19 protein-coding genes are annotated in these 20,195 nt (G+C 69.1%); 8 read left to right on the top strand and 11 right to left on the bottom strand.

What is annotated here, in order from left to right; translation table 11 throughout:
* Positions 1-135 precede the first annotated feature (135 nt).
* Positions 136-1,257, top strand: a complete 1,122-nt coding sequence (locus ASG80_RS10160) for an IS110 family transposase (RefSeq protein WP_056730186.1) — start codon at positions 136-138, stop codon at positions 1,255-1,257.
* A gap of 288 nt (positions 1,258-1,545) precedes the next feature.
* Here ASG80_RS10160 and ASG80_RS10155 read toward each other — a convergent pair whose 3' ends face one another.
* The 11 genes from ASG80_RS10155 to ASG80_RS10105 form a co-directional block, all read right to left on the bottom strand.
* Entirely contained in the window at positions 1,546-1,830 is a 285-nt protein-coding gene (locus ASG80_RS10155; protein ID WP_056730183.1) for a PTS sugar transporter subunit IIB, read from the bottom strand.
* Entirely contained in the window at positions 1,827-2,345 is a 519-nt protein-coding gene (locus tag ASG80_RS10150; RefSeq protein WP_082590102.1) for a PTS sugar transporter subunit IIA, read from the bottom strand. The genes ASG80_RS10155 and ASG80_RS10150 overlap by 4 nt, the downstream gene beginning before the upstream one ends.
* Positions 2,346-2,393: 48 nt before the next feature.
* Positions 2,394-3,515 carry an adenosine deaminase gene (locus tag ASG80_RS10145; RefSeq protein WP_056730181.1) on the bottom strand — a complete coding sequence of 374 codons (1,122 nt, stop codon included), beginning with the start codon at positions 3,513-3,515 and terminating at the stop codon, positions 2,394-2,396.
* 91 nt (positions 3,516-3,606) lie between these two features.
* Positions 3,607-4,935 (bottom strand): thymidine phosphorylase, encoded by a 1,329-nt coding sequence (locus ASG80_RS10140; RefSeq protein ID WP_056730179.1) that lies wholly within the window; start codon positions 4,933-4,935, stop codon positions 3,607-3,609.
* Entirely contained in the window at positions 4,932-5,351 is a 420-nt protein-coding gene (locus ASG80_RS10135) for a cytidine deaminase (protein WP_056730177.1), read from the bottom strand. The genes ASG80_RS10140 and ASG80_RS10135 overlap by 4 nt, the downstream gene beginning before the upstream one ends.
* Positions 5,352-5,418: 67 nt before the next feature.
* Entirely contained in the window at positions 5,419-6,708 is a 1,290-nt protein-coding gene (locus ASG80_RS10130; RefSeq protein ID WP_082590100.1) for an ABC transporter permease, read from the bottom strand.
* Entirely contained in the window at positions 6,705-8,054 is a 1,350-nt protein-coding gene (locus ASG80_RS10125; protein WP_082590098.1) for an ABC transporter permease, read from the bottom strand. The genes ASG80_RS10130 and ASG80_RS10125 overlap by 4 nt, the downstream gene beginning before the upstream one ends.
* Positions 8,051-9,568 carry an ABC transporter ATP-binding protein gene (locus ASG80_RS10120; RefSeq protein ID WP_056730174.1) on the bottom strand — a complete coding sequence of 506 codons (1,518 nt, stop codon included), beginning with the start codon at positions 9,566-9,568 and terminating at the stop codon, positions 8,051-8,053. The genes ASG80_RS10125 and ASG80_RS10120 overlap by 4 nt, the downstream gene beginning before the upstream one ends.
* Before the next feature lie 164 nt (positions 9,569-9,732).
* On the bottom strand, positions 9,733-10,827 hold the full coding sequence (locus ASG80_RS10115; protein WP_056730171.1) for a BMP family protein: 1,095 nt from the start codon (positions 10,825-10,827) through the stop codon (positions 9,733-9,735).
* 185 nt (positions 10,828-11,012) lie between these two features.
* Positions 11,013-12,074 (bottom strand): BMP family protein, encoded by a 1,062-nt coding sequence (locus ASG80_RS10110; RefSeq protein ID WP_056730169.1) that lies wholly within the window; start codon positions 12,072-12,074, stop codon positions 11,013-11,015.
* Positions 12,075-12,100: 26 nt separating this feature from the next.
* Complete coding sequence (locus tag ASG80_RS10105; RefSeq protein WP_056730166.1) at positions 12,101-13,225, bottom strand: mannose-1-phosphate guanylyltransferase; 1,125 nt, start codon at positions 13,223-13,225, stop codon at positions 12,101-12,103.
* A 248-nt stretch (positions 13,226-13,473) separates the two neighbouring features.
* Here ASG80_RS10105 and sdhC point away from each other — a divergent pair, with 248 nt between their 5' ends.
* The 7 genes from sdhC to trpS all read left to right on the top strand — a co-directional run bounded on the left by sdhC (position 13,474) and on the right by trpS (position 20,195).
* Positions 13,474-13,896: a succinate dehydrogenase, cytochrome b556 subunit gene (sdhC, locus tag ASG80_RS10100; RefSeq protein WP_082590096.1), complete on the top strand. Its 423-nt coding sequence runs from the start codon at positions 13,474-13,476 to the stop codon at positions 13,894-13,896.
* 13 nt (positions 13,897-13,909) lie between these two features.
* Positions 13,910-14,356: a succinate dehydrogenase hydrophobic membrane anchor subunit gene (locus tag ASG80_RS10095; protein ID WP_056730164.1), complete on the top strand. Its 447-nt coding sequence runs from the start codon at positions 13,910-13,912 to the stop codon at positions 14,354-14,356.
* 7 nt (positions 14,357-14,363) lie between these two features.
* Positions 14,364-16,172, top strand: coding sequence for a succinate dehydrogenase flavoprotein subunit (gene sdhA / locus ASG80_RS10090; RefSeq protein WP_056730162.1), 1,809 nt, complete (start codon positions 14,364-14,366; stop codon positions 16,170-16,172).
* Between the two features lies 1 nt (position 16,173).
* Positions 16,174-16,932 (top strand): succinate dehydrogenase iron-sulfur subunit, encoded by a 759-nt coding sequence (locus ASG80_RS10085; RefSeq protein WP_056730160.1) that lies wholly within the window; start codon positions 16,174-16,176, stop codon positions 16,930-16,932.
* Between the two features lie 66 nt (positions 16,933-16,998).
* On the top strand, positions 16,999-18,306 hold the full coding sequence (locus ASG80_RS10080; RefSeq protein WP_235508265.1) for a YihY/virulence factor BrkB family protein: 1,308 nt from the start codon (positions 16,999-17,001) through the stop codon (positions 18,304-18,306).
* 10 nt (positions 18,307-18,316) lie between these two features.
* The gene (locus ASG80_RS10075) at positions 18,317-19,156 is read left to right on the top strand and encodes an exodeoxyribonuclease III (RefSeq protein ID WP_056730158.1); all 840 of its coding nucleotides are present in this window, start codon (positions 18,317-18,319) and stop codon (positions 19,154-19,156) included.
* A 28-nt stretch (positions 19,157-19,184) separates the two neighbouring features.
* Positions 19,185-20,195 (top strand): tryptophan--tRNA ligase, encoded by a 1,011-nt coding sequence (gene trpS, locus ASG80_RS10070; protein WP_056730156.1) that lies wholly within the window; start codon positions 19,185-19,187, stop codon positions 20,193-20,195.

Raw genomic sequence — 20,195 nt, 5'->3', positions numbered from 1 at the left:
CGCCGGCTGACGGTGCGGATGCCGCCACGGGTGAGCTCAGACCCTATGAGGGTGGCGGGGTTCGGGTCTTGTGGGCCCAGGGCCTCGCGATGCAGATTCGTGGATCATCCCCGCGTTGGGTGCGGGGGTGCCGACATGCATTGGAGGCCCTGGGTGTTTAACGAGCGTACGACGATCGGTTTGGACGTGCACGCGCGATCGGTGCGTGCTGCGGCGATCGACACAGTGACGGGTGAGGTGGTGCAGGCGCGTTTGCCGGGTGGGAACGCGGCGACGCTGGCGTGGGTGGAAGCGGTCGGCGAGCGGATGGGCCCGGTCGCTGCCGCGTATGAGGCGGGCCCGACGGGGTTCGGTCTGGCGCGTGGGCTGGGACGGGCGGGAGTACCGGTGACGGTCGCGGCACCATCGAAGATCATCCGCCCGGCCGGGGATCGGGTCAAGACCGACGCCAGGGACGCGCTGCTGCTGGCCCGGCTGCTGCGGATGGACGAGCTGACCGCGGTGCGGATCCCGACCGATTCGGAGGAAGCCGCCCGCGACTTGGTCCGAGCACGTGACGATGCCCGCACCGATCTGTTGGCGGCCCGGCACCGGCTCTCGAAGCTGCTGCTGCGCCGCGGCATCGTCTACGACGGTTCCGTGACCTGGAACCGACCGCACGACGCCTGGCTGCGACGCGTCCGCAAAGACGGCCTCGACGGTGCCGGGGCGGGCACCGTGGCCGCGTTCGACGCCGCGTTCGATGCGGTCACGATGATCCTCGCCCGCCGCGACCGGCTCGACGCGGATATCGTCGCGATGGCAGCGGACTCGGAGTTCACCGACACCACGAACCGACTGTGTTGTCTACGTGGGATCTCCACGCTGACCGGGTTCGCTCTCGCTGTCGAGATCGGCGACTGGCACCGGTTCACGGGTGCCACGATCGCCGCCTATCTGGGGTTGGTCCCGTCCGAGCATTCATCCGGCGGTTCCCGCAGCCTGGGCCCGATCACCAAGACCGGGAACAGCCACGCCCGAAGGTTGCTGATCGAAGCCGCCTGGCACCACAAGGCCGGGTACGCGCCCGGCAAGGTCATGACCGACCGGTGGGCGAAAGCACCCGCTGCCGCCGTAGCCCGCGGCGATGCCGGCAACCGGCGCCTGCACCGCCGGTGGATGGTGCTGGCAGCCAAGAACAAGAAGCACACCGTCGCGAACACCGCGATCGCCCGCGAGCTCGCCGGCTGGTGCTGGTCCCTGGCAATCATGGACTAGCTTTCAAGACCCGTTTGTGCACACGGTGATGGGAAGCACGCAGCGTGAGGAGCGCACCAGCGATTCGGCTGTGAGCAGCCAACCAACAGTGGCCACGCTCGACCTCAGACCAGCCTGAACGCCCCCGCCGAAACAAGGGTCATGCGGTACCCAACCCGCGCATATCAGACTGACCACGCGTCGAAAGACACGCCGCACACCCGCACCCCAAGACGAACGAGGCAAGCGCCGCCGAGCAGCCGGCCCGGCGGCGCTTCAACCTGCCCACTTGACAAAAACGGCTACATATCAGCCGAGCGAGGCCTCGAGCTTCTCGCCGATCTCCTCGACGTCGAAGTAGTTCACGACCTCGATGATCTCGGCGAAGCTGCGGCCGATCGCTTGGCGCACCGCGGCGGCGAGCTCGGTGGACGTGAGGATGACCTGGGCGTCGGCCGCGGCATCCGCGATGCTCGAGAGGTCGCTCGCGCTCACGTCGGCGGTGAGCCCGAGCCGGTCGAGGGCACGCTCGGCGTTGACCTTGAGGATCGCCGACGTGCCGATTCCCGCGCCGCACACGGCCACGATCCTCATGCGCCGGCGCCGTCGGGCGGGGCGGTGTCGGGCCCGGAGGCCACGGGCCGCGCCGGCCCGGGCAGCGCCGCTTGCGCGCCGAGCAGGGCGCGGACCTCGTCGGCCGACGTCGCTCGCGCGATCCGACCGACGCTCCCGCTGTCGTTGAACGCGTTCGCGAGCTTCGCCACCGAGGCGACGTGCTCCTCCGCGTTCGAGACGGCGAGGCCGATGACGACACGCACCGGGTCGTTGTGCGGATGTCCGAACGGCACCGCGTCGGCGAGCGTCACCACCGCGAGCCCCTCACGACGCACGTCGGAACCCGGGCGCGCATGCGCGAGGGCAAGTCCCGGCGCGATCACCACGTACGCGCCGAACTCCTCGATCACGGCGATCATGCGGTCGGCGTACTCCGATCGCGTTGCGCCGGACCGGGTGAGCGCGCGGCCGGCCTCGCGCACGGCGGCGCGCCAGTCGTCGGCGCGTGCGCCGAGGACCACGGCGGTATCGGGGAGTGGCGGGAGCGTCGTCATGGGGGTCCGTTCGGGGCGCGTCAGGTCTCGGCAGGCTTCGCCGCGCCGTCAGGCTTCGTCGAAGCCGTCCTGGATGAGCTCGGCGAGCTCCTCGCGGTCGTCGAGTGGGAGGAATGCGGAGGCAGCGGCGTTCAGCTGGAACGTCTCGAAGTCGTCGAGGTCGTAGCCGAACGCGTCGCTCAGCAACGCGAGCTCCCGAGTCAGCGACGTGCCGCTCTGCAGTCGGTTGTCGGGGTTGACCGTGACGCGGAAGCCGAGCTGGTAGAGCAGGTCGAACGGATGGTCGACGAGCTCGTCGCCCCACGCGGCGATGGCACCCGTCTGCAGGTTCGACGAGGGACTCGTCTCGAGCGCGATCTCGCGGTCGCGCACCCACTGGGCGAGGGAGCCGAGCGACACGTACGTGTTCTCGTCGTCCTGGCGCTCGATCGTGAGGTCCTCGGCGACGCGCACGCCGTGGCCGAGACGGAGGGCGCGTCCGTCGAGGAGTGCGCTGCGGATCGAGTCGACCCCGTCGGCTTCGCCCGCATGCACGGTGACCGGGAAGAACTGCGAGGCGAGGAAGTCGAACGCGGTGCGGTGCCGGCTCGCAGGGAATCCTGCCTCGGCGCCCGCGATGTCGAAGCCGACCACCCCGCGGTCACGGTGCCGCACGGCGAGCTCGGCGATCTCGAGCCCGCGATCGGCGTGCCGCATGGCGGTGACGAGTTGCCCTGCACGGATGGCGCGGCCCTGGTGGCGCACGTCGTCGATGCCCTCCTCGATGCCGGCCTGCACCGCCTCGACCGCCTCGTCGAGCGTGAGTCCACGCGTGAGGTGCTGCTCGGGAGCCCAGCGGATCTCGCCGTAGATCACCCCGTCGGCGGCGAGGTCCTGCACGAACTCACGGGCGATCCGCTGGAGACCGGAGCGCGTCTGCATGACCGCGGTCGTGAGGTCGAACGTCTTCAGGTACTCGACGAGCGACCCGGAATTGGACCGCTCGGTGAACCACGTTGCAAGCGCCTCTGCGTCGGGCGCGGGCACCTCGACGCCGATCTCGTCGGCGAGCTCGATGAGGGTCTGCGGACGAAGGCCGCCATCGAGGTGGTCGTGCAGCGAGACCTTCGGCAGGGTCTGGATGCTGGTGCCGTCGCCCTCGAGGCGGTACTCCGTCGGAATCGTGTTCACGAGTCAACGATAGCGGCGCGCCTGCTGCGAAGTCTCGGCATTCTCGAAGCTCGCCCGAGCCGGTCGCGACCCCGCCGCGACCGCGTTTGCGCTATGCGGGGCGTCGGTCGAGCGGATGCCGCCGACCGATCCGGTCGGCGATGAGGGGGCCGCCATCCTCGATCGCGTCACCGGGATCGCCGATGCGGTAGGCGCCCTCGACGGCCTCCAGCGCACGGGCGAATCGCGCCGGCTCATCGGCGTACAGGGTGAACAGCGGCTGGCCGGCGCGCACGGCGTCGCCCGGCTTGACCTGGAGGTCGATGCCGGCGGCGTGGTGCACCGGGTCCTCCTTGCGCGCCCGGCCTGCGCCGAGCCGCCACGCGGCGATGCCGAACGGCAGGGCCTCCTGCCCCACGAGTACGCCGTCGCGGTCGGCGGTGACGACATGCTGCTCACGTGCGACCGGCAGCGCCGCGTCGGGATCGCCGCCCTGCGCTCGGATCGCGCGCCGCCATCTGTCCATGGCACGCCCGTCGTCGAGCGCGGCCTCCACATCGGCGTCGTGCACGCCGGCGAGCGACAGCATCTCGCGGGCGAGCGCGACAGTGAGCTCCCGCACGTCGGCCGGGCCGCCGCCTGCGAGCACTTCGACCGACTCGCGCACCTCGTTCGCATTGCCGATCGTGAGCCCGAGCGGCACGTTCATGTTGGTGATGAGCGCCGACGTCGCGACCCCGGCGTCCTCGCCGAGCTCGACCATCGTGCGCGCGAGCTCGCGCGAGCGCTCGATGTCCTGGAGGAACGCGCCGGAGCCGAACTTCACGTCCAGCACGAGCGCCCCTGTGCCCTCCGCGATCTTCTTCGACATGATCGACGACGCGATGAGCGGGATCGCCTCGACGGTGCCGGTGATGTCACGGAGCGCATACAGCTTCTTGTCGGCGGGCGCGAGGCCCGAGCCGGCGGCGCAGATGACGCCGCCGACGTCGCGGAGCTGTGCGAACATCTCCTCGTTGGTGAGCTCGGCACGCCATCCGGGGATCGACTCGAGCTTGTCGAGCGTGCCCCCGGTGTGCCCGAGTCCGCGGCCGGAGAGCTGCGGCACCGCAACGCCGAACGTCGCGACGAGGGGCATGAGCGGCAGCGTGATCTTGTCGCCGACACCGCCTGTCGAGTGCTTGTCGCTCGTCGGCTTGCCGAGCCCCGAGAAGTCCATCCGCTCGCCCGAGGCGATCATCGCCATCGTCATGTCGCGGATCTCGCGGCGCGACATGCCGTTCAGGAAGATCGCCATGGTCATCGCCGACATCTGCTCGTCGGCGACGTACCCGCGCGTGTACGCGTCGATGAGCCAGTCGATCTCGGCGGTGTCGAGCTCGTGGCCGTCGCGCTTCGCGCGGATCAGGTCGACGGCATCGAACGCCTCGACGGCGCTCATGCCCGGACGCCCTTGAATTCCGCGAGCTGGCGGGGGCCGAACGCGTCGGGCAGCACCTCGTCGATGGTCTTCACGCCCGACACGGTCTCCAGGAGCATCCCGTCGGCCGAGTGCTCGTAGAGCAGCTGACGACAGCGTCCGCAGGGCATGAGGGTCGCGCCGTGCCCGTCGACGCACGTGAAGGCGACGAGCTTGCCGCCGCCCGACATCACGAGTGCCGACACGAGCGAGCACTCCGCGCAGAGAGTGACGCCGTACGACGCGTTCTCCACGTTGCAGCCGCTCACCACCCGGCCGTCCTCGACGATCGCGGCGGCGCCGACCGGGAACTCGGAGTACGGGGCGTACGCCTTGGCCATTGCCTCACGCGCGCGCTCGCGCAGCGAGGCCCAGTCGATCGCATCCGTTGCGGTCATGGTGCTCCCCCGTTCAGGATGGGTCTTCGATGAGGGTGACGGATGCCGCCGCGGCGGCGGCATCCGTTCAGGACTTGATGTACGGCTTGCCGGATGCCGCCGGTGGCCGGGACCTCCCGACGAAGCCGGCGACGGCGAAGATCGTCACGACGTAGGGCAGCATGAGCATGAACTCGCTCGGCACGGGGGACCCGATGACCGCGAGCGTGTTCTGCAGGTTCGACGCGAAGCCGAACAGGAGCGCCGCGAGCGTCGCCTTGATGGGGTCCCATTGGCCGAAGATCACGGCAGCGAGCGCGATGAAGCCCGCACCGGCGGTCATCTCCTGGTTGAACGCGATGCCCGACCCGATCGTGAAGAACGTGCCGCCCAGGCCGGCGATCGAACCGGCGAGGGCGACGTTCCAGAACCGCGTGCGGTTGACCTTGATGCCGACCGTGTCCGCAGCCTGCGGATGCTCGCCGACCGCGCGGACACGCAGGCCCCATCTCGTGTGGAAGAGGCCGAAGTACACGAGGGCGACCGCGATGTACATGAGGTACACGACGAGCGTCTGGCGGAACAGCACGGGGCCGATGATCGGGATCTCGCTGAGCACCGGGATCGGAAGGCGATCGAATCGGGGTGGCGTGTTGAGCGTGGCGGCGTTCGGCGCGAGCACCTGAGAGAAGAAGAAGCTCGTGAGGCCGATGACGAGCACGTTCAGCACGACACCGACGATGACCTGGTCGGCGAAGTACTTGATCGAGAACGCGGCGAGCACCATTCCCACGAGCATGCCGGCGACCATCGCCGCGACGAGCCCGAGGAGCGGCTGGCCGGTCACCGACGCGACGACCGCGGCGGTGAACGCGCCGGCGAGCAGCTGACCCTCGATCGCGATGTTCACGACGCCGGCCCGCTCGCCGATCACGCCCGCGAGGGAACCGTAGATCAGCGGCACGGCCAGGCTCAGGGAGCCGAACAGGAGGCCGATCATCGGCAGTGAGGCCCCGGATCCGGCCCACGTGAGGAAGCCGAACATGAAGAGGATCGCGAAGACGACGATGAGCCAGAGCGGCACGCGGCGCTTCGACGAGACGAGCCAGGCCGAGTATGCCGTCGACGCAGCGAGCAGCACGACGACCGTCCACAGGGTCGGCATCACGGACACCGTGACCTCGGGCAGCTGGATGACGTCATTGGGCAATGAGAGCCGGTACGTCGTCTCACCCGGCCGCGGCGCGAACACCGCGAGGGCGAGAGCGGCGAGCGTGAAGATGCCGAAGGCGATCGGCGCCTTCCAGCTGGTCACCACGGTGGTGGGGATCGACTCGGGCGGGGGCGCGACGTGGTGGTGCTCTACGGTCCTGGTCACTTCGCCTGCGCCTCCTTCGTGACGGTCTCGCGAGATCGTTTCGGCTTGGCTTTCGGATCGGGCAGGCGGAAGATCGTTCGCACGAGCGGGGGCGCCGCGATGAAGAGCACGATGAGGGCCTGCACGACGAGCACGATCTCGATCGGCACGCCCTCGGCCGCCTGCATCGAGAAGCCGCCGGCCTTGAACGCGCCGAAGAGGATGCCCGCGGCGAAGGTGCCCCACGGCGTCGAGCGACCGAGGAGGGCCACGGTGATCGCGTCGAAGCCGATGCCCGCGTCGATGCCCGCCGTGAACCCGGTCGTGACGGTGCCGAGCACCTGGCTCACGCCGGCGAGGCCGAGCAGCGCGCCGGAGATGAGCATCGCGTAGACGTACATCCCCTTCACGTTGATGCCGGCGACCCGGGCGGCATTCGGATTGATGCCGACGGCGCGGAACTTGAAGCCGAGGCTCGAGCGGCTGAGGATCCACCACACGACGATCGTCGCGATGACCGCGAGGATGAACCCGAAGTGCAGGTTGTACTGCGGACCCAGGAGCTGGGGGAAGATCGCGGTCTCCTTCATCGCGGGGGTCTTCGGGTTCGACGAGCCGGGCGCCTGCAGCAGGCCGGGCGTGCGGAGCATCCATGACACGAGGTAGAACGCGACGTAGTTCAGCATGATCGTCACGATCACCTCGTGCGCGCCGGTGCGGGCCTTCAGGACTCCCGCGATGCCTGCCCAGAGCGCGCCGCCGATGAGCCCGCCGATGAGGGCGACGAGCATGTGGATGCCCCATGGCAGGTCGAAGCCGAAGGCGATCCATCCGGCGACGGATGCCGCGATGAGCATCTGACCGCGGCCGCCGATGTTGAACATGCCGACGCGGAATGCCAGGGCGACGCCGAGACCACCGGCGATCAGCGGCGTCGCGAAGGTGAGCGTCTCGGTGATCGGCCGGATGCCGGCCGTGAACGTGTCTCGCCGGAAGTTGTAGATCGCGCCCTGGAAGAGCGCGGAGTACGCACCCGACACCGACTCCCAGATGGCGGAAAGGGTGTCGCCTGGGCGGGCGAAGAAGTAGCCGCTCGCCTCCTGCACCCGCTCATCGGTGAACGCGATCATGATCGCGCCGACGATCAGCGCGAGGACCACCGCCAGCACAGAGATGATCGCATTGCCCGTTGCGATCTGGTTGAGCATCGTGGTCCATCTCGATGGGGGCGGCACCTCGCCGGGACCGTACGCGGTGGCGGCGGTGCCCTTCTCGGGTGCGGCGGCGCCGGGTTCCTCGAGCGCGACGTCGGCGTCGAGCTCGTTCGCGCCGGGCGCGTCGCCCCGCGACTCAGTGGGGTCGCTCATGCTGCGGCTCCTTCTGCGGGGTGTTCTCCGGCCATCATGAGACCGAGCACATCACGCGGCGTGTCGCCCGGCACGATGCCGACGATGCGTCCGCGATACATCACCATGATGCGATCGGCGAGCGCCTCGACCTCGTCGAGCTCCGTCGAGACGACGACCACCGGGACGCCGGCGTCCCGGGCGGCGACGATGCGCTTGTGGATGAACTCGATCGAGCCGACGTCGACGCCGCGGGTGGGCTGCGCCGCGACGAGGAGGCGCAGCTCACGGCTGAGCTCCCGTGCGAGCACGACCTTCTGCTGGTTGCCGCCCGAGAGCTGCTGCACGAGCTCGTCGATTCCCTGCGCCCGGATGTCGAACTCGTCGATCTTCTCGCGCGCGAACTCGGCGAGCACGCCCCGCTGCAGGTTGCCGACCCGCACGAACGGCGGGCTCTCGCTGCGGTCGAGCATGAGGTTCTCGGCGATCGTGAACTCGCCCACCAGGCCGTCTTCGTTGCGGTCCTCGGGCACGAATCCGACACCGGACTCGAGGATCTTGCGGACGCCCGCACCCGAGAGCTCGATGCCGTCGAGGTTGATCGAGCCCTGCACCCGGGGCTGCAGTCCGAGGAGGGCCTCCGTGAGCTCGGTCTGGCCGTTCCCCTGGACGCCGGCCACCGCGAGGATCTCACCGCGCCGCACGGTGAAGCTCACGTCGTTCACCACGAGCTGGCCGATCGGGTCGATCACCGTGAGGCCCTCGACGACGAGTGCCGGGTCGCCGAGCTTCGCCTCCTCCTTGTGCACGGTGAGCTCGACGGCACGTCCGACCATGAGCGAGGCCAGCTCGGCGTTCGTCGCGGTCGGGGCGGCTTCGCCGACGACCTTGCCGAGCCGGATGACCGTGATGCGGTCGGCGACCTCGCGCACCTCGCGGAGCTTGTGGGTGATGAACACGATCGACGTGCCGGACTCCTTGAGCTGGCGCATGATGCCCATGAGCTCGTCGGTCTCCTGCGGGGTGAGCACGGCGGTCGGCTCGTCGAAGACGAGCACGCGCGCATCGCGCGAGAGGGCCTTGATGATCTCGACGCGCTGCTGGATGCCGACGGGCAGGTCCTCGATGAGCGCGTCGGGGTCCACATGGAACCCGAATCGCTGGGAGATCTCGCGCACCTTCGCGCGGGCCGCTGGCAGGTCGAGCCGCCCGCCGAATCTCGTCTCCTCGTGGCCGAGCATGACGTTCTCGGCGACGGTGAACACCGGGATGAGCATGAAGTGCTGGTGCACCATGCCGATCCCGGCGGCCATCGCGTCACCGGGGCCCGCGAAGTGCTGCACCTCTCCGTCGAGGAGCACCTCGCCGCCATCCGCCTGGTAGAGGCCGTAGAGCACGTTCATGAGCGTCGACTTGCCTGCACCGTTCTCGCCGAGGAGGCAGTGGATCTCTCCGGCCTCCACGGTGAGGTCGATGTGGTCGTTGGCGACCAAGCTGCCGAATCGCTTCGTGATGCCGCGAAGTTCGAGCTTCATGTCCCCGATCCTAGTGAAATGGCTGCATCCGCTGGTGATGCTGTACGAAAGTCGAAGGGGTCGGATGCCTCGTGCGCAGATGTTGCGCCGACCGCGCCTCCGAGCACAGGGACGCCGATCGGGGAGGCCGGCTTCCGCCGACCTCCCCGATCAGTGCGTGGTCCTTACCCTGCGAGGTAGGACTGGACCTCGATGTCGCCCGCGATGATCGCGGCCTTGAGGTCGTCGAGCTCGCCCTGCAGCTCCGGCGAGACCGTCGACTCGAAGTCGTGGAACGGCGCGATGCCGACGCCCTCGTTCTCGAGGGTGCCGATGAACGGCGTCGCGTCGAACTCGCCGTTGCCCGCTGCGAGGACGGCCTCGTAGGTGCCGACGTCGATGCCCTTGAGGATCGAGGTGAGGATGAGGTCGGCGACCGACGGGTCGGTCTCGGTGAAGTCGGCGTCGACACCGAGCATGGCGATGTCACGGCCGGCCTCGCGGATGGCGGCGGCGGCCGACTGGTAGATCGGGCCACCGACGGGCAGCATCACGTCGACGTTCTGGTCGATGAGGCTCTGCGCGGTCTGGCGAGCGGTGTCGTTGGCCTCGAAGCCACCGGTGAAGAGGCCGTCGGTGCCATCCCAGCCGAGGAGGGTGACGCCCTTGTCCTTCTGCTCGTTGTAGTAGTCGACGCCCTGCTTGAAGCCGTCCATGAAGATCGACACGGTCGGGAAGTTCATCCCGCCGAAGGTGCCGACCGTGTTCGTCGTCGTGTAGTCGGCCGCCGCGTAGCCGCCGAGGAACGCCGCCTGGGCGGTGTCGAAGAGGATCGGCTTGATGTTCTCGGCGTCGGTCGTGCCGTCGAAGTCGTTGTCGGCGGCGTCGTCGATGATGACGTACTCGATGTCGGGGTTCGCCAGGGCGGACTCGACCGTCGCAGCGGAGAGCGCGAAGCCGACGGTGACGATCAGGTTGCAGCCCTGGTCGACCAGGCTCGTGAGGTTCGGGGCGTAGTCGGTCTCGGACTGCGACTCGACCGTGATGGCCTCGACGCCGAGTTCGTCGGCGGCCTTGGTGATGCCCTCGAAGCCCAGCTGGTTGAAGGACTTGTCGTCGAACCCGCCGGCGTCGGAGACCATGCAGGGGACGAAGTCGCTGGCCTCTCCCCCGTCGGTGGCGCCCGAATCCTCGGGTGCCTGTGCGCAACCGGCGAGCAGCACGGCTGCGCCGAACATGGCGAGGCCGCCGAGCGCGGCCTTCCTGGTCGTGACCTTCACTGTGTCCTCCAAAGACTGCGCCCCGACCGTCGCGGGACTCGTGAAGTCACGTTACCGAATGTTGCCTCGGCGCTCAGGCCCCAGCCGCCGGTGACATGCAATGGTTATGAAGACGCGACATTCTGCTCATATGAGCAGCCGAAGCCGCCCCCGGTCGGGGGACGGATGCCGGAGGGACGTCGTCGTCACGGCGCGCTCGGCGACTCCACCTCGACGTCGCCCGAGATGATCGCCTGCCGGAGGCCGTCGATCTCCGCGTCGAGCTCGGGAGTCACGAGCGGCGCGAGGTCGTGGTACGGGGCGATCTCGACACCCCCGTTCTCCAGCGTGCCGACGTACGGCTCGCTCGTGAACGCGTCGTCGAGCACGTCGCCCACGATCTGCACCATCGCGTCCTGCGTCCGCTTCAGCACACTCGTGAGGATGACGGGACGGAACTCGGCCGAGAGGGTCTCATATCCGTCGCTGTCGACCCAGATCACCGAGACGCCGCCCCGCTCGACCGCCGCCGATGCCGCGCCCTCGCCCACCTGCCCGGCGACGGGGAGGATGACGTCCGCACCCTGGTCGATGAAGCCCTCGGTGAGCGCCTTGCCCTTGTTGATGTCCTCGAAGTCGCCGGTGAAGGCGCCGTCCTGCTCGGCCTTGTCCCAGCCGAGGGCCCGCACTGCCGTGCCGTGCACCTCGTTGTACTTCGCGACGCCGTCGACGAACCCGTCCATGAAGAGCGTGACGGGCGGCTGGTTGCCGCCGCCGAACGTCGCCACGACCCCGGTCCTCGAGACGCCGGCGGCCAGGTAGCCGGCGAGGTAGGACGCCTGAGCGGTGTCGAACACGACCGGCTTCACGTTCTCGGCGTCGACCGTCTCATCGACGATCGCGAAGGCGATCTCGGGGTTCGCGGCCGCGTGCTCGAGCGTCGCGTCGGCGAGTTCGAACCCGACCGTCACGATGAGGCCGCAACCGGAAGCCACGGCCTGCTCGACGTTCGGCGCCAGGTCGGTCTCGCCCGTGGAGACGAGCGCTTCGGCCTCGATGCCGTACTCCGCCTCCGCCTCCTGCAGCCCCTCCCAGCTCGACTGGTTGAACGAGCGGTCCTCGAGGCCGCCGGAGTTCGTCACCATGCGCACGCACGCCTCGGCCGCGGCATCCGTGCCACCGGACTCGGGCGCTTGCGCGCAGCCCGCGAGGGTCACGGATGCCGCGACGAGCGCCGCACAGAAGCCGAACCACCGACGCACAGACATCCGCTGCCCCGTTCTCTCGCGTGCCGCTAGAGCACGTCGCTCGACCCGCCGAGCCGGAGGGCGTCGACGACGGCCTTGACCCGTTGCGCATGCTCGCTCGTGGTGACCAGGAGCGCGTCGGGCGTGTCCACGACGACGATATCGTGCACGCCGATCAGGCTGATGACCCGATTCGTGCGGCTCACCACGATGCCGCTCGACGCATCCGCGAGCACCCGGGCGTTGTCGCCGAGGATCGCGAGCTCGCCCGAGCGCCCCGCCGTGTTGAGCTTGGCGAGCGACGCGAAGTCACCCACGTCGTCCCACTGGAAGTGCCCGCGGATCACGGCGAGCCGCCCGCCCGCCGCGGCGGGCTCGGCGACCGAGTAGTCGATGGCGATCTTCTCGAGCGTCGGCCAGATGCGATCCACCGCGGGCCCTCGCGTCGCGGGGTCGTCCCATGCGTCGGCGAGCTCGGTGAGCCCGGCGTGCAGCTCGGGCTTCGTGCGGGCGAGCTCGTCGAGGAGCGTGGACGCCTTCGCGATGAACATGCCCGCGTTCCACAGGTGGTCGCCGCCTTCGACGTAGAGCTTCGCGGTCTCGAGGTCGGGCTTCTCCACGAAGTTCGAGACGGCCTCGACGCGCTCGGCGCCGGACACCTCGAGCTGGCCCCCGCATTCGATGTATCCGAAGCCGACGGCGGGCTCGGTCGGCGTGATGCCGATGGTGACGATGTACCCCGCACGCGCCGCGGCGACGGCGTCGGCCACCGCCCTGCGGAAGAGGGCGCTGCCCGAGATGACGTGGTCGGCGGCGAACGAGCCGATCACCACGCCGGGCTCGCGGCGCTCGAGGATCGCCGCGGCGAGCCCGATCGCCGCCGTCGAGTCGCGGGGTTCGCTCTCGAGCACGATGTTCTCGTCGGTGAGCTCCGGCAGCTGGGCCTCCACCGCCGCACGGTGCGCCCGACCCGTCACGACCATGACGCGCTGCTCGCCCGAGAGCGGGACCAGCCGGTCCCATGTGTCCTTCAGCAGCGTCTGGCCCGAGCCGGTGAGGTCGTGCAGGAATTTCGGGGCATCCGCCCGTGACAGCGGCCACAGGCGGGAGCCGACGCCTCCGGCCGGGATGACGCTGTAGAAGCCGTTGATGGGAAGGGATGCATCAGACATGCGTCCGAGGATACCCGGGCCGTCCCGCGCGATCGCCGTGGGCCCGGGGCGCCGGCGCCCGGCCGGGACCGCCCGAGCCGACGCCCGGCGCCCGCGCCGCGGCATCCGCTGCCCAACTCTCTCGACGTCGAGAGAGTTGGGAGGCCCTGAGCGGCGGCGCCCCGGACGCGGGACTAGACTCGCCTCGGGCCGTGTGCCCGTCCTTCCCCCATGTCAAAGGGGACTCACACAGCCAGGGAGGGTTGTTCATGCCAGAGACCTCGGCAGGAACCCTGGCCGCACCCGGGAAGCCGGCGAAGCAGAAGCCGGGCGGCACGCTGTATCGCGGCCGCGAGGGCATGTGGTCATGGGTGCTGCACCGGATCACCGGTGTCGCCATCTTCTTCTTCCTCCTCGTGCACGTGCTCGACACGTCGTTGGTCCGAGTGAGCCCCGAGGCCTACAACGCGGTGATCGGCACCTACCAGACGCCCATCATGGGCCTCGGAGAGGCCGCCCTGGTCGGCGCGATCGTCTTCCACGCCTTCAACGGGCTGCGCATCATCCTCGTCGACTTCTGGTCGTGGGCGACACGCCACCAACAGGTGCTCTTCTACGTGGTGGTCGCTCTCTGGGTCGTCACCATGCTCGCCTTCGTGCCCCGTCACCTGATGAACGTCTTCAGCCACTGAGGAGGCCCTCGACATGACCGCCATCGAAGTGCCTCGCAGCCCGGCGCGCCCCGCTCGCAAGCGCGGCGTGAACTGGGAGAAGTGGGGCTGGATCTACATGCGCGCCTCCGGGGTCGTGCTGCTCGTCCTGATCTTCGGCCACCTGTACGTCAACCTCCTGGAGGGCGAGGGCGTGAAGGCCATCGACTTCGGGTTCGTGGGCGGCAAGTGGGCCGACCCGTTCTGGCAGTGGTGGGACGTGCTGATGCTCTGGCTCGCCCTCATCCACGGCGCCAACGGCATGCGCACGATCGTGAACGACTACACGAGCCCCGGCACGCTGCAGAAGGTGCTGAAGGGCGCGCTGTTCGCCTCCGCGGCCGTGCTGATCGTGCTCGGCACGCTCGTGGTCTTCACCTTCGACCCGTGCCCCGCCGGCGCCCCCGCCGACCTGCTCCCCTCGTTCTGCCCCGCCGTCTAGGAGACCTGTGAATTCCGAGAGCGCCCACGTCGAGACGAAGGTCGTCGACGGCGTCCACTACCACCAGTACGACATCGTCATCGTCGGCGCCGGCGGCGCTGGGATGCGGGCGGCGATCGAGGCCGGGCCGGGCGCGAAGACGGCGGTCATCTCGAAGCTCTACCCCACCCGCTCGCACACGGGCGCGGCGCAGGGCGGCATGGCCGCGGCGCTCGCGAACGTCGAGGAGGACAGCTGGGAGTGGCACACCTTCGACACCATCAAGGGCGGCGACTACCTGGTGGACCAGGACGCCGCGGAGATCCTCGCGAAGGAGGCCATCGACGCGGTCATCGACCTCGAGAACATGGGCCTGCCCTTCAACCGCACGCCCGAGGGCAAGATCGACCAGCGCCGCTTCGGCGGCCACACGCGCGACCACGGCAAGGCACCCGTCCGCCGCGCGTGCTACGCGGCCGACCGCACCGGCCACATGATCCTGCAGACGCTGTTCCAGAACTGCGTGAAGCTGGGCATCGAGTTCTACAACGAGTACTACGCCCTCGACCTCGTGATGACCGACGTCGACGGCGTCGAGCAGCCGTCGGGCATCGTCGCGTACGACCTCGCCTCTGGCGAGCTGCACATCTTCCAGGCGAAGGCGATCATCTTCGCGACCGGCGGCTTCGGCAAGATCTACAAGACCACGTCGAACGCGCACACCCTCACGGGAGACGGCGTCGGCATCATCTGGCGCAAGGGCCTGCCGCTCGAGGACATGGAGTTCTTCCAGTTCCACCCCACCGGTCTCGCAGGCCTCGGCATCCTCCTCACCGAGGGCGCCCGCGGCGAGGGTGCGATCCTGCGCAATTCCTCGGGCGAGCGGTTCATGGAGCGCTACGCGCCCACCATCAAGGACCTCGCACCCCGCGACATCGTCTCGCGCTGCATGGTCCAGGAGGTCGCAGAGGGCCGAGGCGCCGGCCCGCACAAGGACTACGTCCTCCTCGACTGCACCCATCTCGGCGCGGAGGTGCTCGAGACCAAGCTGCCCGACATCACCGAGTTCGCACGCACCTACCTCGGCGTCGACCCCGTGTACGAGCCCGTGCCCGTCATGCCCACCGCGCACTACGCGATGGGCGGCATCCCCACGAACGTGGCCGCGGAAGTGCTGCGCGACAACACCACCGTGGTGCCCGGCCTCTACGCCGCCGGCGAGTGCGCATGCGTCTCGGTGCACGGCTCGAACCGCCTCGGCACGAACTCCCTCCTCGACATCAACGTGTTCGGCAAGCGTGCCGGCCGCAACGCGGTCGAGTACGTGAAGGGCGTCGACTTCACGCCGCTGCCCGACGACCCGGCAGCCGCGGTGCGCGACATGCTCGAGCAGCTGCGCGTGTCGAACGGCACCGAGCGCATCGGCGCGATCCGCAAGGAGCTCCAAGACGAGATGGACCGGAACGCCCAGGTGTTCCGCACCGACGAGTCGCTCGCCCACGTCACGAACGTCATCGCCTCGCTCCGCGAGCGCTACCGCAACGTCGCAGTCCAAGACAAGGGGAAGCGGTTCAACACCGACCTGCTCGAGGCCGTCGAGCTCGGCTTCCTCCTCGACCTCGCCGAGGTCGTCGTGTTCTCGGCCCGCAATCGCGAGGAGAGCCGCGGCGGCCACATGCGCGACGACTTCCCGAACCGCGACGACGAGCACTACATGCTGCACACGATGGCGTACCTCTCGGGCGACGCGCACTCCTCGGATGCCGCCGACCACATCCGGCTCGATTGGAAACCCGTGACCGTCACCCGCTACCAGCCGATGGAGAGGAAGTACTGACGTGACCCCCGCCACGCTCGAGGCGCAGCCGACGGATGCCGCGATCCAGTCGTTCACCGTCACCTTCCTGATCCGCCGCTTCGACCCCGACGTCGACACCGAGCCGCGCTGGCAGGACTTCGACGTCGAGATGTACGCGACCGACCGCGTGCTCGACGCGCTGCACAAGATCAAGTGGGAGCAGGACGGTTCGCTCACGTTCCGCAGGTCGTGCGCGCACGGCATCTGCGGCTCCGACGCCATGCGCATCAACGGCCGAAACCGGCTGGCCTGCAAGACCCTCATCAAGGACCTCGACATCTCGAAGCCCATCTACGTCGAGGCGATCAAGGGCCTGCCGCTCGAGAAGGACCTCGTCGTCGACATGGAGCCGTTCTTCGCGAGCTACCGCGAGGTGCAGCCCTTCCTCATCGCGAACTCGCAGCCCGAGCCGGGCAAGGAGCGCATCCAGTCGATCGCCAAGCGCGAGATCTTCGACGACACGACGAAGTGCATCCTCTGCGCCGCGTGCACCTCGTCGTGCCCCGTGTTCTGGACCGACGGCCAGTACTTCGGCCCCGCTGCGATCGTGAACGCGCACCGGTTCATCTTCGACTCGCGTGACGACGCGGCATCCGTGCGCCTCGACATCCTGAACGACAAGGAGGGCGTCTGGCGCTGCCGCACGACCTTCAACTGCACCGACGCGTGCCCGCGCGGCATCGAGGTGACGAAGGCGATCGCCGAGGTCAAGCAGGCGATCATGCGCGGCAAGCCCTGACACACGTCGTCGGCGGCCGGAGTGCGGTGACGCGGATGCAGCCGGCGCGCTCGCTACGCTGAGAACGTGAGCGAACGCACGCCAGCGGACGACCGCCACGGCGCCGGTCGTGGGGCCGAAACTGCCGCGTCGCTGGCCGGCGGCGCCGTCGGCGCGAACGGGGGCGACTCGGGACATCCGGAGGGCGTCGAGCCCACCGGGCACGATCGCTTCGACGCGTTCAGCCAGCCGATCCGCGACCGGTTCGAGGAGCCGATCGGCAAGGTCACGACGCTCACCCACAGGACGATGGCGCTGTTCCCGGTGCGGGTCTGGCGCTATTTCCTCATCCGCAACGGTTTCCTGCTGTCATCGGGCATGAGCTACCAGGCGCTGTTCGCCATCTTCGCGGCCGTCTACGTCGTGTTCGCGGTGGCGGGGATCTGGCTCACGTCCAACACGCAGACACTGAACGCCTTCGTGACCCTGCTGAACACGTACGCGCCCGGCCTCATCGGCGACGACGGCATCATCGCGACGGAGGACCTCATCGAGATCGCGTCGTCGAGCACGAGCCTGTTCGGCCTCACCGGCGCCGTGGCACTCGCGGGCCTCATCTGGACTGCCATCGGATGGGTCACCTACTCGCGACTGGCGGTCCGCAGCATCTTCGGACTGCCGAAGGACGCGCACGCCTACGTCCTGTTGAAGGCGCGCGACTTCCTCGCCGCACTCGTCTTCGGCACGGCCCTGGTCATCGCCGCGGTGCTCTCCGTCGCGACGACCTCGTTCATCGGCTGGCTCACCGCGCTCATCGGGCTGGGCACCGAGTCCGGCTGGTCGAGCTTCCTCGTGCAGGCGGGCGGCTTCGGAGTCATCTTCGCGATCGACACCCTCGCCCTCGCCGTGCTGTTCCGGTTCCTGTCGGGCGCGACCATGCCGTGGCGCCGCATGTGGATCGGATCGTTGCTCGGTTCGGCGGCCCTCACGGTCCTGCAGCTGGTGAGCGGGTTCCTCGTCTCTCGGGTGAGCACGAATCCGCTGCTCGCGACGTTCACCGTGTTCATCGGGCTCCTGCTGTGGTTCCGGCTGACGAGCATCGTCATCCTCGTCGCGGCGAGCTGGATCGCGGTGGAGGCCTTCGACCACAACGAGACCCTGCGCCGGGTCACGCCGGAGCAGCTCGCCGCCGAGGAGCTGGCTCGCGAGCAACGCGCGCTCATCACCGCGGCGCACGTGCGCGTCCGTGACGCGCAGCAGGCGCTCGCCGACGCGAACTGGCTGGAGCGGCTCCCCGCACGCCGCAGGCTCGCACGTGCCGAGGACGAGCTGGCCCGCGCGGAGGCGGCGATCGCGCCGGCAGCGGCGCGAGAGGACGTCGGAGGGCTCCCGTAGGATCGGAGGCATGCCCTCCGCGAAACCCCTCCGTGTCGCCAGCGTCAACGTCAACGGAATCCGGGCGGCCTTCCGCAGGGGCATGGGCGAGTGGCTCGCCGGGCGTGGCGTCGACGTCCTCACCATGCAGGAGGTGCGCGCCTCCACCGAAGACCTGCAGGCGCTCCTCGGCGAGGAGTGGGACATCCTGCACGACCCGGCGACCGCGAAGGGCCGCGCCGGCGTCGCGATCGCGAGCCGCGATCGCGCGAGCATCCACCGCGTCGAGCTCGGCGCGCCCGACTTCGACAGCGCAGGGCGGTGGCTCGAGGCCGACTACGAAGTCGGCGGCCGTGTGGTCACCGTCGTGAGCGCCTACGTGCACTCGGGCGAGGCCGACACCCAGAGGCAGGTCGAGAAGTACCGCTTCCTCGACGCGATGGAGGCGCGGATGCCGCTCCTCGCCGCGCATTCCGAGCTTGCGCTCGTCGTCGGCGACCTCAACGTCGGGCACCGCACGCTCGACATCCGTAACTGGAAGGGCAACGTGAAGAGGGCCGGCTTCCTGCCCGACGAACGGGCCTACTTCGACCGCCTGGTGGGGGCCGAGGGCGACGACGACTACAACCGCGGCGGAGGACTCGGCTGGGTCGACATCGGCCGGCGCTTCGCGGGCGAGGTCGAGGGCCCGTACTCGTGGTGGTCGTGGCGCGGCAAGGCGTTCGACAACGACACCGGCTGGCGCATCGACTACCAGCTCGCCACTGCCGCGCTCGCCGACACCGCAGTCGCCTACACGATCGACCGCGCCGCCACCTACGACGCCCGATGGTCCGACCACGCCCCCGTCGTCGTCGACTACGCGATCTGACTCCCCCGCTGACAAGGACTCCCACCGCATGAACACCACCCGTCCCGTCGTCTTCTCCGGCATGCAGCCGTCGAGCGACTCGCTCCACCTCGGCAACTACCTCGGCGCGCTGGTGAACTGGGTGGCGCTGCAAGACGAGTACGACCCGATCTACTGCGTGGTCGACCTGCACGCGATCACCGTGCAGCAGGACCCGGCCGCCCTTCTCGCCAATGTGCGCCGCACGGCTGCGCAGTACCTCGCAGCAGGTGTCGATCCCGTGCGGTCGACGCTCTTCGTGCAATCGCACGTGCCGGCCCACGCCGAGCTGGCCTGGGTGCTCAGCACCCTCACGGGCTTCGGCGAGGCGAGCCGCATGACCCAGTTCAAGGACAAGTCGGCGAAGCAGGGTGCCGAGGCCACCACGGTCGGCCTCTTCACCTACCCCGTGCTCATGGCCGCAGACATCCTGCTCTACGGCACCGAGCTCGTCCCCGTCGGGGACGACCAGCGGCAGCACCTCGAACTCACCCGCGATCTCGCGAACCGCTTCAACTCGCGGTTCGGAGAGACCTTCGTGGCGCCGGAGGCGCTCATCCCGAAGGCCTCGGCACGCATCTACGACCTGCAGGAGCCGACGGCGAAGATGTCCAAGTCCGCGAGCTCCGAGTCGGGTCTGGTGAAGCTCATGGACGACCCCGCGGTCACGGCGAAGAAGATCCGGAGTGCGGTCACCGACACCGGCCGCGAGGTCCGGTACGACCCCTCGGAGAAGCCCGGCATCTCCAACCTGCTCGACATCCTCGCCTCGATCACCGGACGACCGATCGCGGAGCTCGAGACGGAGTACGAAGGTCACGGCTACGGCGATTTCAAGAAGGACGTCGCCGAGGCCGTCGTCGACCGGCTCGGCCCCATCCGCGCCCGCACGCTCGAGCTCCTCGAAGACCCGGCCGAGCTCGACCACCTGCTCGCGATCGGTGCCGAGAAGGCCTCCGAGCGGGCAGAGCGGATGCTGCGCACGGCCTACGACCGCGTCGGGCTCATCCGACGGGGCTGA

It is taken from the genome of Agromyces sp. Soil535, assembly GCF_001428255.1.
Lineage (GTDB): Bacteria > Actinomycetota > Actinomycetes > Actinomycetales > Microbacteriaceae > Agromyces.
The sequence above is the reverse complement of the archived record's forward strand: the minus strand, read 5'-3'. Positions and strand labels throughout refer to the sequence as shown.